The organism is Kitasatospora sp. GP30 (genome assembly GCF_029892145.1).
GTDB classification, from domain to species: Bacteria; Actinomycetota; Actinomycetes; order Streptomycetales; family Streptomycetaceae; genus Kitasatospora; species Kitasatospora acidiphila.
Genome location: NZ_JARZAH010000006.1, coordinates 284,280 through 299,653, shown reverse-complemented (window position 1 = coordinate 299,653; position 15,374 = coordinate 284,280). Strand labels below are relative to the sequence as shown.

The following is a 15,374-nucleotide window of genomic DNA, read 5'->3' as shown; positions in this document are numbered from 1 at the left end:
GGGGTTGGTGACGGCGGGCATGGGTGAGGGGGAGTCGGCGAGGCTGGAGGTCGGGAACGCGAGGCTGGTGCTCATCGGCTGGCCCCGAGGGCGGTGAGCGGGTCGACAGCGGTGATGCGGCGGACGGCCAAGGCAGCGCCGAGTAGGCCGAGCAGCACCATCACGGCCACGGGAACGGCCACACTGGCTGCGCTCAGATCGAAGGGCACGGCGGCGGTGGCAACGACCCCGCCGACAGCGCCGGCGGCCCCGCCCAGCAGCGCCCCGCCCAGCAGGACGGCGGCGGCCTGGGCCAGTGCGTCCCGAACGAGGTAGCCACTGCCGGCCCCGACCGCCTTGAGGATCGCGATGTCCGGCTTGCGCTGGACCGTCCAGACGGTGAAGAACGCCCCCACGACCAGGGCGCTGACCGCGAACAGGAAGCCCTGGATCAGCTGCAGGCTGCCCTGCTCGGCCGAGTACCCGTCGATCCCGGTCACGGCGTCGTCCAGCGTGACGGCCTTGGTGTTCTGGGCCCGGTCGACGGCGCTCGGATCGCTCCCGGGCGCCAGCGAGACCGCTAGGGCGGTGGGCTGGCTCTGACCGGTCACCGCCTGCCAGGTGGCCAGCGTGGTCCAGATGGTCGGCGCATGGGCGTAGGAGCGGTCGGCCGTGATCGCGGCGATGGTCAAGGTGCGCGCGCCTACCCGCACCTGTTGGCCCACCGTCAGGTGGCTGGACGCGGCGATGTCGGCGCCGACCGCGACCTGCCCGTCGGTCGGGGCTGTGCCGGAGGTGAGCGGCGGCAACAGGGCGGACGGTGCACCGAGCACGCTCACCGAGGTGGCCGAGCTGGTACCGGTGAGGCGCGTCATCGCCAGGCCGATCCCGGCCGCCGAGCGCACCCCGGGCGCCGCTGCCCATCCGGTCTGTTGGTCAGGGGCCACCGTGCTGGAACTGAACGAGACGGTGGGGGCGGCCCCCGGAGGCGAGCCGAAGACGATCCGGTCGACCGGCAACCGGGCGACGGTCGAGGAGGCGGCCGAGGCAAGACCGCCGGTCAGCCCGTAGAGGAACACCACCAGCGTGGTGATCAGGGCCACCACGGTGCCCATCAGGGCGAACCGGCCCCTGGCGAATTGGATGTCACGCAGGGCGACGAACATGGGTGCTCTCCCACGGATCGAGGCGGTCGATTGGACTCCATCCACTCTTCCGTTCGACCGGCCGCCCCGGTATCGATGAGAAGGTTTGTCTGGAGGCCCATCGTTTGATGGAGCCTCGAATCCATCAAACGATTGATGCTGTGGCGTGTGGATCGTCGCAGGCCAGGCCGTACGCTCGGATCTGTGAACCGCTTCGACCACTCCGCTCCCGCCGCCCCGGTGCCTACCGGGCATGCGGCGAGCACGCCCGCCCTGCGGATGATGAACCTCGCCCTGCACGGGCTGTTCTTCACCCTGCTGATGGTGCTCGTGGTGCGCGGGCTGGTCACCGGCGGGCTCGGGCAGACCAGTCTGCTGACCGCGATCACGCTCGGTTCGCTCTACGGCCTCGGTGGGGTGGGCCAGCGGATCCGGGCCGACCGCCGGTTGGCCGGCGCCTGGCTGGCCGGAGTACTGGTGCTCTGGACCGGGCTCACGGTCGTGCACCCGGAGTTCAGCTACCTCGCATTCCCCCTCTACTTCGTGCTGCTGCATCTGATGTCCGTCGTGCTGGCGGTTCCGGCCGTGCTGGGGGTCACCGGGATAGTGGTGGCGGCCCAGGCGCAGACCGCTGGTGGGCTGACCGCGGCCAAGGTGGTCGGCCCGCTGGCCGGGCTGGCAGTCGCGGTCCTCACCGCCGCCGGCTATGCGGCGCTCTACCGGGAGAGCCGCGCCCGGGCCCGCGCGGTGGACGTTGCGATGCGCATGGTTCAGGAGGTGACCGAGACCCGCAATGAGTTGGCCGAGAGCCAGCGCGCCGCCGGTCGGCTGGCCGAGCGCCAGCGCTTGGCGGCCGAGATCCACGACACCTTGGCTCAGGGCCTGTCCAGCATCGTGCTGCTGGCCCGCTCAGCCGAGGCGGCGCTGCCCGCGGATCCGTCCACCGCCGCGGAGCGGATCGGCGAGCTCGGGCGTACGGCGGCGGAGAATCTCGCCGAGGCCCGCCGGTTCGTCCGGGAGCTCACCCCGCCGGCCCTGGAGGAGGCCAGCCTGAGCGAGGCTCTGCGGCGCTTGGCCGAACGTCGGGGCGCCGACTTCCATCTGGAGGGCGAGCCCTGTCCGCTGCCGGTGGAAGCGGAGGTGGCGCTGCTGCGGTTGACCCAGCAGGCACTGGCCAATGCGGTGCAGCACGCCCAAGCCACCCGGATCGCGGTCACCCTGAGCTACCTGGACGACGAGGTCACGCTGGATGTCTTCGACGACGGAGTGGGCTTCGACCCGCAGGCACACCGCACCGGGGAGCAGCGCGGCTTCGGCCTGCACGGGATGCGTGAACGAATGGCGGCGCTCGGTGGTCTGCTGACCGTAGAGTCGGCCCCCGGCGAGGGCACGGCGGTGGCGGTCGCCATCCCGATCCCGGCGGTCGACCTGCCGGGTGGCGAGCAAGAGAGCAGTGAGCCTGCGGACACGGCAGGGGTCGGGAGTCGGCCCAGCGACAAGGCCTCGACGCTCGACAGCGAGGGCGAGTGGTCCGGCGGGCAGGAGCCACTGCCCGGATTGGCAGCAGACCGTGGGGAGATCACGGCTAGCGGTGCCGTGCCGGCCACGGCTGACTGGACTGTCGGCGATCTCGCCGCGGAGGCTCTGGGCTTCGGCGGTGGGGTCGACCTGGACGGGGTGGTCCAGGGCCAGGCGCCCTCGCCGCACGCTGACGGGGAGCACGCGGCCACGGGCTCCGAGTCAGGCGCACTACATGACGATCACCACCGTCGCGATGCGAGGCGAATCAAACCCACCCCGCCCATCGTCACCAGGCTGATCACCGGCCGCTTGGTACCGTGTCGGCGACTCCGAGGCATGCTGACCCGCGAGCGGAGTCACTCGTGATCCGGGTCCTGCTGGTGGATGACCACCCGGTGGTCCGGCGCGGGCTGCGCGCCATGGTGGACGAACTGCCCGAGTTGTCCGCCGTCGGCGAGGCGGCAGACGGTGCCGAGGCGCTGAGCCTGCTGGCGGAGCTGGCGGAGAGCGGTCAACCGCGGCCGGATGTGGTGCTGATGGACCTTCAGATGACGGGCGGCATGCACGGCGTCGAGGCCACCAGACGGATCACCGCTCTGCCGGACCCACCGGCGGTGCTGATCCTGACGACTTACAGCACCGACGCCGACATCCTCACCGCGGTCGAGGCCGGTGCCACTGGTTACATGCTCAAGGACACCCCGCCGGACGAGCTGGTGGCGGCCGTACAGGCCGCAGCCCGAGGGGAGACGGTGTTGGCGCCACCGGTCGCGGCCCGGTTGCTGGGTCGAGTCCGCGACGGGAGGCCGACGCTGTCGCCACGGGAGGCGGAGATCCTGCAGCTGGTCGCCGAAGGTCTGCCGAACCGGCAGATCTCCAAGCGGCTCTTCATCAGCGAGGCCACCGTGAAGACGCACCTGGTGCACATCTTCGAGAAGCTCGACGTGGACAGCCGTACGGCGGCCATTGCCGCAGGGTTGGCCGCAGGGCTGATCCGGCCGACCTGACCTGACTCGAAGTCAAGCGGGGTCGGCCGGATGCTCGCGGGGTCGGCCGGCGAGGTGCACTGCACTGGGTGGCTCTAGGCCCACACAGTGCAGTGCACCGAACTGGCGGGCTCGGTGGGCCGCGGCTGGCACAGCGCTGGTGGCCCGGCGCACCGCGGTGGGCAGTACCGGGCGGCGTAGGCGGTAGCTGCGGTGCCCAGTCGCCAGGCCCGTTGGGCGACGGGCCGGCCGCCAGCCGGCGTGCCGTCGCGGGCCCGGGGTTGTGCGTGCGGGGCAGTGTGCCGGCGGTGCGTGGCCCGCGGGCGGTGCTTGGCGGTTCACGTCGGCCTGTTTGCCGTCGGCGCAGTTGGCCGGTGGCCCCCAGGCCTTCGCCGGCCGCTGCGTCCGCTCGTTGGCCGGCGGGTGACCGCCAGCCGCCCGCCGCGCCGGCTGACCGCTGCGCGCACTGCGCCAGCCGCATGGCCGAGGCGGCGGGAGGCTTCGCATTGCCAAGGTCGCCCGCTGGCTGAGGCACGATACGTGGCCAGCTGCGGCACGGCTTCGCTCGCGGCGTCAGTGGTGAGGCGGCGGCCTCACGCTGCGTCAGCCGCGAGCGAAGCGAGTGCGGGTCAGGTCAGGTCAGGTCAGGTCAGGTCAGGGGCAGCTCAGCACCGTCGGGCGGCGCCGAGGGGGCACCGACCAGGTGTCAGCCCTTGGTCACGCAGTTGTTCGCCGCGTTGGACCAGAGGCCCTGGAGGTCGAAGCTACCGGTGGAGAGCTTGACGAACGAGTCCATGTTGACGCAGGCGTCGCCGATCTCGCCGTTGCCACCGTTCCAGCCGATGCTGGGCCAGAAGTCGGTGACCGTCTCCGCGTACTCGTGGGTCTCGGTGGACTCGATGCCGGAGAGCGCGCGGCCGTCGGTCAGCGTGGTGCAGCCGTCGATCCCGGTGTCGGGGACGTAGGGCATGTTGGTGTAGGCCAGCGTGCCGTAGGACGAGCTGGTCTTGTCGTGCCAGGCGCAGAAGCCGCTGTTCGGGAAGCCGTCGGGGTGGGTGCCGGTGGCGGAGAGCACCACGTACTGGGCGTTCAGGTTGGGCGCCTGGGTCTTGTTGCCGAAGTGTCCGGCCGCCTTGACCGCCTCGGCCCCGATCTGGGCCGCGGTGGCGCTGCTCGGCGCGGCGGCGGCGTTGTCGAACCAGACGCCGGCCAGCGGGGAGCTGGTGGGGTGCTGGACGTGGGTGCCCTTGCTGCCGCAGGTCACGGTGCCCTTGGCGACGCCTTCACAGTACTGGTCGAGGATGGTGCCCCAGGTGTCCTGGGTGCCGTAGAGGCCCTTGAACATGGCCTGCATGTCGGGGGCGACCCCGGCCGGGTCGTTCTTCCACTGGGAGCCCCAGAAGACCAGGTAGACCTTCGGAGTGGGAGACACGACACCCTGGCTGGCGCTGGAACCAACGCTCAGGGTGCTGGTGCTGGTTGCCGTGGCAGCCGCGGTGGTGTGCCCGTGCAGCGGCTTGACCCCGAAGTGGGTGGGGCTGGCCGAAGCCGGGCTGCTGCCCGCGAAGCCGGCGACGGCGAGGGCGGCGGTGCCGAGGACGGCGAGCGCGCGGCTGGCGGAGGCAAGTGGGCGGATGGGCATGGGGGAGTCCTCCCGGAGTGAGGGCGCGGTGCAGGACACGCGAAAGATGGGGGTGCGTGTGGTGCAGCCGCAACCCAACCAGTTCGCCCGGGAAGGCGTCTATACCTAAGACATGACAAGACGACAGATTTTACGGACGCGACACAAGGGAGCGGGACTTTGTGCTGACAAAGCGGGCTGCATCAGCAGAATCTGATGCAGCCCGCCAGATAGGGGAGTTGGGGCGGTGGGAGTCGCACTCAGCAGACGGGGATCGTCACCGTCAGCGTGAACCGGTGCGGGGCCGGGTCGGCCGGTGCCTCCTGGGTGATCGTCACTGGAATGCTGGTGCCGGGCTGGGCGGCCGGGTCGACCTGGAGCGCGAAACCCCGGTTGTACTGGGACCAGGTGTTGTTGACGATGTCGTTGCAGGTCGCGGTGGTCCCGTCCGGCGAAATGGTGCACGGGTTGTAACTCGGGGCGCTGCTCAGCCACTTGGAGCCGGCCGGCAGCGTGGCGGTCAGGCTGCCGCGCCATGGGTAGTCGGTGGACGGGCCGAGGTTGCGCTCCACGATCTCGAAGTCGGCCGGGTTGCCGGGTGCGGCCGGCTTGGGCGGCCGCCACAGCTCAAGTGCCGCGTTGGTGACGGGGGCTGAGGTGTCGAAGCTCCAAGTCGCGGAGTTGTCATCCGGGTTCTGCGTCGGGTCCCAGGTGACCACGGCCGTGCCGCCCGAGTAGCTGCGCGGGCCGGGCGTGGTGCTGATCGTCTTGGCGGAGATCTGCGAGGTCTCGCAGCCGCCGGGTGCGAGGTCCTTGGCGACCGGGAAGCGGATCCAGTTCCAACCCCCGTCCACCGGTCCGCTGTGGTTGGTGGTCAGGGTCAGGCCGGGGTCGCCGGGACCGTTGACCACCAGGGTCGCCGACGTCGGTGTCTCGGTGCCGTTGTTGCACACGGTCACCTGGACGGTCCCGGCGGCGCCCGGGGCGGTCGGGGACGAGGGCGGACTGACGCTGACGCTGAGGTCCTTGCTGTACGCGGACCGGTGGGCGCCCGCACCGGAACGCAGCGCGGGGCCGATCACCTTGCGCGGCGCGGTGCCGACGGTGGCGGGCAGTACGTAGGCGCCGGTGGGGCGATCGGCTTGGTCCGCCCCGCCAGGCCGAGGAGCCTGATCGCCGGGAGCCGACTGACCGGCTTGCACGGCCTGAGCGTCCTGACCGGCTTGCACGGCCTGCGTGGCCTGCGTGGATTGCGTAGGTGTGGCAGGTGGTGCGGCCGCCTGCGCGGCCTGGGCGAGCGGGAGCGGCAGCAGCACGGCCGCCGCGAGTAGAGCGGGGATCCGCATGGGGGAACTCCGAGGGGACGAACTCCGAGGAGATGCTGAGATGAACGTCGTCGTTCGCTTGCGAAACTACGCAGCGGCAGGGCGGATCGCTCTGCGCAGTTACTCCGCCCGGTGGCCTGCGCAGGTGTGGGAGGATCGCGCAATGCCCTCACGCGACCTCTCGCCGCCCGCCGCCGCCCGTGGCGGGCGAGCTCAGGTGCTCGCTGCGGCGGCCGAGCTGTTCACCCGCGACGGTTATGCGGCCACCACCACCCGGGCCGTCGCCGAACGGGCCGGCATCCGGCAGTCGACGCTTTACCACCACTTCGCCAACAAGGACGACATCCTGGCGACGCTGCTCGAAGGCACCGTCGCCCCCACCGCCGCCTACGCGGAGCGATTGCTGACCACCGCCGAACCGGTGCCCGGCGCGCGCTTGTGGGCGCTGGTCCGGTTCAACGCGGAGCTGCTGCTCGGCGGCCTGTCCAACCTAGGCGCGCTCTACCAGCTGCCGGAGGTGCGCGGTGAGCGGTTCGCCGAGTTCCGCCAGACCCGCTGCCGCCTTGCCGCCGCCTACCGCGAGCTGATCTCCCCGCTGCAGCCGCTGCCCGAGGCAGAGCTGCGGCTGCGCGGCGAACTGGTGCTGGGCCTGGTCGAGGGGGCGGTTGCGGTGGCGCGCGGGTGCAGCGAGCAGGACGCCGCCGAGGTGCCCGCCGCAGCAGCGGATGCCGCCGTACGGCTGGCCTCCGACCACGGCTGCCCGGCCGAGCACCTGGCCCTGCTCCGGGCGGCGGCACTCGCCCTTTGAGCGGGCGAAGGCTTCGAGCAGGCGATCCCTTCGAGTGGGCGATCCCTCCGGGCACGCGAGCCCTCAGGGCGCGCGATCGCTCTGAACGGGCGCTCCGAGCAGGCGACCCCTTTGAGCGGGGCGAACCTTTCGAGCGGGGCGGACCTTTCGAGCGGGCGATCGCTCTGAGCGGGCAAGCGCTTCGAGCAAGGTGAGCCCCCCGAGCGCGCGGGCCCCCGAGCGCGCGGGCCCCCGAGCACGCGAGCCCCACAGGCGCGCGACCCCGGTGAGCAAGTGATGCCCGGCTGCCTGCCCGCCGGTGCTGACGGTTCGTAGAGTAAGGACATGTTCACCCTCCAGGACGTCGCGCTCCCCATCCTCGCCGCGCCCATGGCCGGCGGTGCCTCCACCCCGGAACTGGTCGCGGCCGTGGCCGCTGCCGGTGGCTTCGGCAGCCTGGCCGCGGGTTATCGGAGCGCTACGGCGATGAGTGAACAGATCGCCGCGACCCGGAAGTTGACGGACCGTCCGTTCGGCGTCAATCTCTTCGTCCCGGCGGCCACCGACCCGGCCGCACTGGCGGGGCTGCCCGCTTACCGGGAGGAGCTGCGGCCGGACGCCGAACGGCTGGGCGCCCGGTTGCCCGAGGAGATCCCGGCCGATGACGAGGACTGGGCCGCCAAGATCGCCGCCCTGGTCGCCGACCCGGTGCCGGTGGTCTCGTACACCTTCGGACTGCCGACCCCCGCCGAGGCCGAGGCGCTGGCCGCGGTCGGCACGGCCCAGGTCGCCACCGTCACGAGCGTGGCCGAGGCCAGGGCCGCGGCGGAACTGGGGATGTCCGCGCTCGCCGTGCAAGGGCCGGAGGCCGGGGGCCACCGCGGCACCCACAGCGTGGCGGCCGAGCCCGGCACCGAGCCGCTGCTCGCGCTGCTCGCCAAGGTGCGGGCCGCCGTTGGCCTGCCGATCATCGCGGCCGGCGGGATCGGCGACGGGCCAGCGATCGCTGCCGCCCTGACCGCCGGCGCCACAGCCGTCCAGCTCGGCACCGCCTACCTGCTCGCCGACGAGGCCGGCACCTCTGCCGGGCACCGGGCGTCCCTGCGGTCACCGGAGTTCGCGGAGACCGCCATCACCAGGGCGTTCACCGGGCGGGCGGCGCGCGGGCTGCGGAACTCGTTCATCGACCGGCACGCCGGCCGGGCGCCGTACGCCTACCCGGAGGTGCACCACCTCACCGCCCCGCTGCGCCAGGCCGCCTCCCGGGCCGGGGATGTGCAGTCGATGCACCTGTGGGCGGGTACGGCGTTCCGCAGCGCCCGTCCGGGGCCGGCCGGGGAGATCACGGCCGAGCTGTGGCGGGCGGTCTGAGCTGCGGTATTCATGAGCATTCAGCTGCGCAAGGGGGCCGGGGCCAGGCAGCTGAACCAGTTCTTAACCACCCGTCAGGCACACTGCTGACGGCCCGGCAGCGCGCCGGATCGCGGCGCGGTCGGCGAGGCGCGCCCGGATCAGTATGAGGACGGTCTGGTGACCCTCACGAGCGATGCTCCGCAGGTGGACGGCGTCGGCGCCGATGACGAGAGTGGACCTGGGGGCAATACCCGGCTCACCACCGTCACGGGTGTGCTCCTGGTGCCGCTGCTCGCCGTCCAGGGCTGGACCATCCTGTCGATCAGCCGCCTGGTGGCGGTCCATGTGTTCGTCGGGCTGCTGCTGCTCGGCCCGGCGTGCCTGAAACTCGCGAGCGCCGGCTACCGCATCGTCCGCTACTACCTGGGCGCCCGTTCCTACCGCCGCCAGGGTGCGCCGCCGTTGGTGCGGCGGCTGCTCGGCCCGCTGGTGGCGGCCAGCACGGTCGGCCTGTTCGCCACCGGGCTGACCCTGGCGCTGGTCGGCCAGGACACCGCCGGGCCGGTCCCGGTGCTGTTGCTGCACAAGCTCATGTTCCTCGGCTGGATCAGCGTCACCTCGCTGCACGTCCTGCTGCACCTGCCCCGGCTGTTCGCCGCCACGCGGCGGCGTCTGGCCGGTCAGGCGCTCCGGATTCCGGGTGTCGGCCGCCGCTGGGCGGTGGTGGCGTTGGCCCTGGCCGTCGGTACGGCCCTCGCCTTCGCGGGCGAGCACCTCGCGAGCGCCTGGCAGCTGGGCTGACCGCGCTGCGCTGACCGGGCTGGGCTGACCGCGCTGGGCTGAGCGGGCTGGGCTGACCGGGCGGGCTGGGCTGAACGGGCCGGGCAGGCCGGTCGTCAACGGCCCCTGGCTCAGCCGGGGGGAGCCGCGCCGGCCCGCGGCGCCCGCCGTTCGCGGCGCGAGCCCCGGGAGGCCGCCGGCCCGGCGGGCAGGCGGAGCAGGGCGGTCAGTCCGCCGCCCGGGGTGGGCTCCAGTGCGACCCGCCCCCCGTTGGCGGTGACCAGCCGGTGCACGATGGCCAGCCCCAGGCCGGTCCCGTTCGGCCGCCCGGCGTCGAAGCGGCGGAACGCGTGCTCCCGGGCGGCGTCGTCCATCCCGGGGCCGTTGTCCACGACGGACAGCAGCACCTCGCCCCGCCCCGGCTCCCGGCCGGTCTCGATCGTGACCAGCCCGCCGTCCGGCACGGCCTCCAGCGCGTTGGCGAGCAGGTTGTCCAGCACCTGTTCCAGGTCCCCGACCGCCAGCTGCGCAGTCAGCCAGCCCGGGCCGCCCGCCGTGAGCCGCACGCCGCGCTCCTCGGCCACCGGCTGCCAGGCGCCGATGCGGTCGGCGATGACCTCGTCGACGGCGACCGGAGCCGGCCGGGGCACTGCGTTCTCCGCCCGGGCGACGGCGAGCAGGCCGTCCACCAGCCGGGACAGCCGGGCGACCTCGTGCTGCGCCCGGGCGAGTTCCTGGGCGGTGGTGTCGTCCTCGGCATCCGCCGACAGCAGGTCCAGGCGCAGCCGCAGCGCGGTCAGCGGCGTGCGCAACTGGTGCGAGACATCGGCGATGACCGCGCGATGGCCGTGCACCAGGTTCTCGGTGCGGGCGGCCATGGCGTTGAAGGTGGCGGCCAGGCGGCGCACCTCTGGCGGGCCCTGCGGGACCGCCGCGCGGGCTTCCAGGTCTCCCTCGCCCAAGCGCCCGGCGGCCGTGTCGAGGTCGGCCAGCGGGCGCCCGACCCAGCGGGCCAGTCGGACGGCGACCAGCACGGACGCGCCGAGGGCACCCAACCCGCACAGGCCCAGCCAGCTCCAGATCGTGATCAGCCGATCGTTCAGATCGTCGGTCGATCGGGAGAACACCAGCGCCCCGGAGGGTGGCAGGCTGTCCCCGATGGGCACGGCGAGGGTCAGCCGGCCGTCCCGCGGCACGGACTGCTGCCGGCCGCTGCCCAGCACCTGGGCGAGCACGCCAGGCGGCAGCACCGCCCGGCACGGCGTGGACAGCACCTCGGCCCCGTGCGCATCGAACACCTGGGCGCACCCACCGCGAGCGGCGGCGGCCGAGAGCTGCTCGGCGGCATCGGCGTCGGAACGGTGGTCGGACAGCTGCTCCTCGGCCGCCGCGGCGATGGCGCGGGCCGTGGCCGCCGTCTGCCCCCGGAACGCGTCGCTCTCCCGGTCGCTCATCGAGATGCCGAGCGGCACCACGGCCAGCACCAGCAGCGCCGCCACCAGAGCCAGCACGCTCAGCGCGATGCGCCGGGTCACGGCGCGGAATCCGGAGCGGCCGAATCCGGGGCAGCGGCAGTTGCCGGGCCGCCGAGGGCGGCGGGATCGCCGAGCCGGAAGCCCCGGCCGTAGACCGTCTCGATCAGCCCGTCGACGGCCAGTTTGCGACGCAGCGCCGCCATGTGGACGTCCAGCACCTTGGTCGGTCCGTACCAGTGCGCGTCCCAGGCCCGCTCCAGGATCACCTGACGGGTCACGACCCGCCCCGGATCGACCGCCAGGCAGTGCAGGATGTCGAACTCCTTCGGCGTCAGCGCGACTTCCTGGCCGTGCACGCTGACCCGGTGGGTGCGCGGGTCCACCGTCAGCGGGCCGTGCACCAGCAGTTCGCTAACGGTCGGACGGGTCCGCCGCAGCACCGCGCGCAGCCGGGCCAGCAGCTCCGCCAGCCCGAACGGCTTGACCAGGTAGTCGTCGGCGCCCTCGTCGAGTGCCGCGACCCGGTCGGCCTCCTCCCCGCGGGCGGTCACCACGATGATCGCGGCATCCGACTCCTGGCGCAGCCGGCGGCAGACCTCCACGCCGTCCAGGTCGGGCAGCCCCAGGTCGAGCAGCACCACATCGGGCACCGGTCGTGCCCGGAGCGCCTCGGCCCCCGTCCCGGCGTGCCGGACCGCGTACCCCTCCCGGCCGAGCCCCCGCCCGAGCAAGGCGGCGATGTCCCGGTCGTCCTCGACGACCAGGACGGACAGCGGTGCGGACTGTGCCGCGGCTTCGGTGACCTGTGCCATCGGGCCAGCGTAGAGCGCGCGGCAGGGGCGGCCGGCGGGGGCTTCGGGGGGCGGGCACCGGCATCGTGACGTCCCGGCCGGGTCCGCCCCGCCCTGGTGTTCCGTCAGCCGGCCCGCAGCGCCCGGATCAGCCAGGCGGCGGCACCTGCGGTGTCCGCCGGCACACCGCCGGCCGTCGGCCAGCCGTTGATGATGCCGAGCAGCTGCCAGTACCGCTCGTACCGCGAGTCGGTGGACGCCTCCAGGGTGGCCAGCAGCCAGCGGCGGAACTCGGCGTCGCCGGTGCGGCCGACCAGTTCGGCGTACGCCCCGACCAACTCGTCCAGCACCGGCCGGGCGTCGGGTGAGTCGGGGGCGATGCCGGCTGCCACGGCGGCGGCGACCCGGTCGGTCAGCAGCGCCGCCATGCCCCGGGAGGCGTCGCCGGGCGGCGTACCCACCTCCGCCGCCGAGTGCGCCTGGGCGGTGGCGGCCCGCCGGAGGCCCGCCCGGAAGTCCTGGTCCTGCACCAGCTCGGCGAGCTCCACCCAGGCGTCGATCTGCTGCTGGCTCGGGTCGGCGGGCAGTTCGGGCATCGCGCCCCGCAGCATCGGCAGGAAGTCGGGGGCCAGATCGAGGTCGCGGAAGGTGTCGTCGATGAAGTCGTTGATCAGGTTGCGTCGTTCGGCATCGGAGAGCCGGGCGAGCTTGTGCATGAGTGCGATCTCCTCGGGTGTGGTGGTGCCCCGCTCGGCCACCGTCCGCAGCACGGCCCGGTGCAGCCGCATCGCGCGGATCCGGGTGTCCAGGGCGGCCGCGTGCGCCTCGGCGACCTCGGCGAGGGTCAACTCGCTTGCCAGCACCTTGTGCACGGTCGCGAGGTCCACGTCGAGGTCGCGCAGCGTACGGACCAGGCCCAGGCGCAGCAGCGCGTCGGGACCGTAGAGCCGGTAGCCGGCGGGGGTTCGGTCAGTCGGCGGCACCAGCCCCTCGTCGGACCAGTACCGGATCGTCTTGACCGTCAGTCCGGTCAGCCGGGCCAGTTCGCCGATGGTGAGGAGGATGGTGTCGTCGGGCATGTCCACCACTGTCCGGTCTCCTGCCGCTGGAGGGTCAAACCCGGTTTCCTGGCGGGGCCGACCCGCTTTCCTGAGGGCCTCGTGGGGCAGTCAGTCCCGCTTGCGTCGCTGGAGGACGATGAACCAGACCAGCCCGAACAGCGCCAGGCCCGACGCCACGTAGAAGTTCAGCCGCAGACCGAGGAAGTACTGCGAGGGGTCGACGCGGATCGACTCCTCGAAGATGCGGAACGCCGAGTACCCCATCACATAGAGGGCCATCAGGCTGCCCGGCTGGAGCCGCTTGCGGTTGCCGAGCCAGATCAGCAGCGCGGCCAGTGCCAGGTCCCAGATGAGCTCGTAGAGGAAGGTGGGGTGGAAGGTCGGGTCCTGGAGGTAGCCGGGGGGCCGGTAGCCGGGGTCGATCTTCAGGGCCCAGGGGAGGCTGGTCGGGCCGCCGAAGAGCTCCTGGTTGAAGTAGTTGCCGATCCTGCCGATGGCCTGGGCGATCAGCAGGCACGGCGCCAGCGCGTCCATCATGCCGGGCACGCTGGCACCGGCCCGGCGCACCCGCCAGATGCCGACGGCGGTGGCCAGCGCGACCCCGCCCCAGATGCCGAGCCCGCCCTCCCAGACGGCGAACGGGCCCCACCAGTGCGGCGGAATGTACTTGGGCGTGGTCAGGTCGAAGTAGAGCCGGCCGCCGATGATTCCGGCCGGCACGCACCACAGGGCGACGTCGTCCACCAGTGCCGGGTCGCCGCCCGCCGCCCGCCAGCGGTGCCGGCCGAGGGCCACGGCGAGGCCGATCCCCACGAGGTAGCTCAGGGCGTAGAAGTGGATGAAGAGCGGCCCGAGATGGAACCCGTTGGTGGGCGGGGACGGGATGGCGGCAAGCAGCATGTGGTCGAGGTTATCGGCGGCGCCTGAGGCGGCCGGCCCGCCCTCGGGTGTCATGGGCGGCGAGGGCGGGCCGGCCGGCGTGGCGTCAGGCCGGCAGCTGCGCCTCGATGGCCGCGACGACGGTGGCGTCCTCGGGCTCGGTGCGCGGGCGGAACCGGCCGACCACGGCGCCCTCGGCGGAGACCAGGAACTTCTCGAAGTTCCAGGTCACGTCACCGGCGTTGCCCTCGGCGTCGGCGAACCGGGTGAGCTCGACGTAGAGCGGGTGGCGCTGGTCGCCGTTGACGTCGGTCTTCTCCAGGAGCGGGAAGGTGACGCCGTAGGTGGTGGAGCAGAAGGTCTGGATCTCCTGGGCGCTGCCCGGCTCCTGGCCGGCGAACTGGTTGCACGGCACGCCGAGCACCGTGAGCCCGCGGCTGCCGTACTGCTCCTGCAGCCGCTCCAGGCCGGCGTACTGCGGGGTGAGGCCGCACTTGGAGGCGACGTTGACGATGAGCACGGCCTTGCCCTTGTAGGCGGCCAGCGAGGTGGGCTCGCCGGACAGGGTGCGCAGGGGGATGTCGTAGAGGCTCATGAGGAGGCCCTTTCGAGGCGGGACGCTGCTGGTGGGGCGGAACGCGTACCACGGTAGTCGCACGGTGTGACGCGGGGGAGGGCAGCCCGATACGGGATCAACTTCCGTGCCGGTGCTGCCGCGAGGCCTGCTCGCGGAGGGCTTCGACGAGCGTCGTCACATGGGGCCGGTCACTGCGGCCGATCGCGGCGACACCGATGTGCCGGACCGGCCCCGGCGGCTTGACCGGGACGGTACGGAGGCCGGGGATCTCGGGGGTGAGCGCGATGAAGGGGATCAGGGAGACACCCATGCCCGCGGCGACGAGCGAGCGGGCGAAGAAGTAGTCGGTGGTGGTCCCGCGCACGTCCGGAGCGAAGCCGGCGCGCTCGGCGTAGCGGCGCAGGTACGCCTCGGTCTTCAGGCAGCCGAGCACCCAGGGCTCGGCTGCCAGCTCGGCGAGGTCGAGCACCTCGCTGCCGGCCAGCCGGTGCCCCTCCGGCAGGACGACGTGCAGGGGGTCTTCCAGGAGCGGGGTCCACTCCAGGCTGGCGTTGGAGCCCGGCCCGAGCGGCAGCGGGCCGTCGAAGTGATAGGCCAGCGCGACGTCCACGGCGCCCTGGCGGACGAGTGGCAGGGTGTCCTCCGGCTCGCCCTCCCTGACGTGCAGCACGGCACGGGGGTGGGCCGCCATGAGCCGGGTGAGGGCGCCGGGCAGCAGGAGCCGGCCGCCGCTGGTGAAGGTGGCGACGGTGAGCTGTACTCGGCCCGTGCTGAGCCGGTCGACCTGCTGCTTCGCGTGCTCGAGCTCGGCGGCGACGGACTCGGCGGCGCCGACCATGATCCGACCGGCCTGGGTGAGGGTGACGCCGCGGGTGCTGCGGGCGACGACCTGGGCGCCGAGGCTGCGCTCCAGGGCGGCCACGTGCTGGGAGACGGCCGAGGGGGTGAGGCGCAGGGCGGCGGCCGCCTGGTTGAAGCTGCCGTGCTCCGCCACTGCCCGCAGGACGCGGAGCCGCTGCACATCGATCAACAGTCTGCCTTAATACGTTTCCAGCAAGTCAGCACTTCTGCTGATGACCATAACTCTCCAGGAT

14 protein-coding genes are annotated in these 15,374 nt (G+C 72.7%); 5 read left to right on the top strand and 9 right to left on the bottom strand.

What is annotated here, in order from left to right; translation table 11 throughout:
• Window positions 1–71: 71 nt before the first annotated feature.
• Window positions 72–1,145: an FtsX-like permease family protein gene (locus P3T35_RS12975; protein WP_101379433.1), complete on the bottom strand. Its 1,074-nt coding sequence runs from the start codon at window positions 1,143–1,145 to the stop codon at window positions 72–74.
• Between the two features lie 183 nt (window positions 1,146–1,328).
• Between P3T35_RS12975 and P3T35_RS12970 the strand changes: the two genes are divergently transcribed.
• Together P3T35_RS12970 and P3T35_RS12965 are read left to right on the top strand one after the other, a co-directional pair.
• A complete protein-coding gene (locus P3T35_RS12970) occupies window positions 1,329–3,011 on the top strand; it encodes a sensor histidine kinase (protein ID WP_348533412.1) in 1,683 nt (560 codons plus the stop codon).
• A complete protein-coding gene (locus P3T35_RS12965) occupies window positions 3,008–3,652 on the top strand; it encodes a response regulator transcription factor (RefSeq protein ID WP_101379431.1) in 645 nt (214 codons plus the stop codon). The genes P3T35_RS12970 and P3T35_RS12965 overlap by 4 nt, the downstream gene beginning before the upstream one ends.
• A gap of 685 nt (window positions 3,653–4,337) precedes the next feature.
• On the opposite strand, the gene P3T35_RS12960 is transcribed toward P3T35_RS12965, so the two are convergent.
• Both P3T35_RS12960 and P3T35_RS12955 read right to left on the bottom strand, forming a co-directional pair.
• The gene (locus tag P3T35_RS12960; RefSeq protein WP_101379430.1) at window positions 4,338–5,273 is read right to left on the bottom strand and encodes a hypothetical protein; all 936 of its coding nucleotides are present in this window, start codon (window positions 5,271–5,273) and stop codon (window positions 4,338–4,340) included.
• A gap of 239 nt (window positions 5,274–5,512) precedes the next feature.
• The gene (locus P3T35_RS12955) at window positions 5,513–6,598 is read right to left on the bottom strand and encodes a hypothetical protein (protein ID WP_101379429.1); all 1,086 of its coding nucleotides are present in this window, start codon (window positions 6,596–6,598) and stop codon (window positions 5,513–5,515) included.
• Window positions 6,599–6,740: 142 nt separating this feature from the next.
• Between P3T35_RS12955 and P3T35_RS12950 the strand changes: the two genes are divergently transcribed.
• The 3 genes from P3T35_RS12950 to P3T35_RS12940 all read left to right on the top strand — a co-directional run bounded on the left by P3T35_RS12950 (window position 6,741) and on the right by P3T35_RS12940 (window position 9,518).
• A complete protein-coding gene (locus P3T35_RS12950) occupies window positions 6,741–7,385 on the top strand; it encodes a TetR/AcrR family transcriptional regulator (protein WP_101379428.1) in 645 nt (214 codons plus the stop codon).
• 324 nt (window positions 7,386–7,709) lie between these two features.
• Window positions 7,710–8,735, top strand: a complete 1,026-nt coding sequence (locus P3T35_RS12945) for a nitronate monooxygenase (protein ID WP_101379427.1) — start codon at window positions 7,710–7,712, stop codon at window positions 8,733–8,735.
• Between the two features lie 159 nt (window positions 8,736–8,894).
• On the top strand, window positions 8,895–9,518 hold the full coding sequence (locus P3T35_RS12940) for a hypothetical protein (RefSeq protein ID WP_101379426.1): 624 nt from the start codon (window positions 8,895–8,897) through the stop codon (window positions 9,516–9,518).
• 110 nt (window positions 9,519–9,628) lie between these two features.
• On the opposite strand, the gene P3T35_RS12935 is transcribed toward P3T35_RS12940, so the two are convergent.
• The 6 genes from P3T35_RS12935 to P3T35_RS12910 form a co-directional block, all read right to left on the bottom strand.
• Window positions 9,629–11,032 (bottom strand): HAMP domain-containing sensor histidine kinase, encoded by a 1,404-nt coding sequence (locus P3T35_RS12935; RefSeq protein WP_101379425.1) that lies wholly within the window; start codon window positions 11,030–11,032, stop codon window positions 9,629–9,631.
• A complete protein-coding gene (locus P3T35_RS12930; protein WP_180356360.1) occupies window positions 11,029–11,784 on the bottom strand; it encodes a response regulator transcription factor in 756 nt (251 codons plus the stop codon). Before P3T35_RS12930 ends, P3T35_RS12935 begins: the two co-directional genes overlap by 4 nt.
• Window positions 11,785–11,888: 104 nt before the next feature.
• On the bottom strand, window positions 11,889–12,842 hold the full coding sequence (locus P3T35_RS12925; protein WP_101384892.1) for a MerR family transcriptional regulator: 954 nt from the start codon (window positions 12,840–12,842) through the stop codon (window positions 11,889–11,891).
• Window positions 12,843–12,932: 90 nt separating this feature from the next.
• Window positions 12,933–13,724, bottom strand: a complete 792-nt coding sequence (gene lgt / locus P3T35_RS12920; protein WP_180356359.1) for a prolipoprotein diacylglyceryl transferase — start codon at window positions 13,722–13,724, stop codon at window positions 12,933–12,935.
• Between the two features lie 85 nt (window positions 13,725–13,809).
• Entirely contained in the window at window positions 13,810–14,298 is a 489-nt protein-coding gene (locus P3T35_RS12915) for a glutathione peroxidase (RefSeq protein WP_101379423.1), read from the bottom strand.
• 97 nt (window positions 14,299–14,395) lie between these two features.
• Window positions 14,396–15,310 (bottom strand): LysR family transcriptional regulator, encoded by a 915-nt coding sequence (locus P3T35_RS12910; protein WP_101379422.1) that lies wholly within the window; start codon window positions 15,308–15,310, stop codon window positions 14,396–14,398.
• Window positions 15,311–15,374 lie beyond the last annotated feature (64 nt).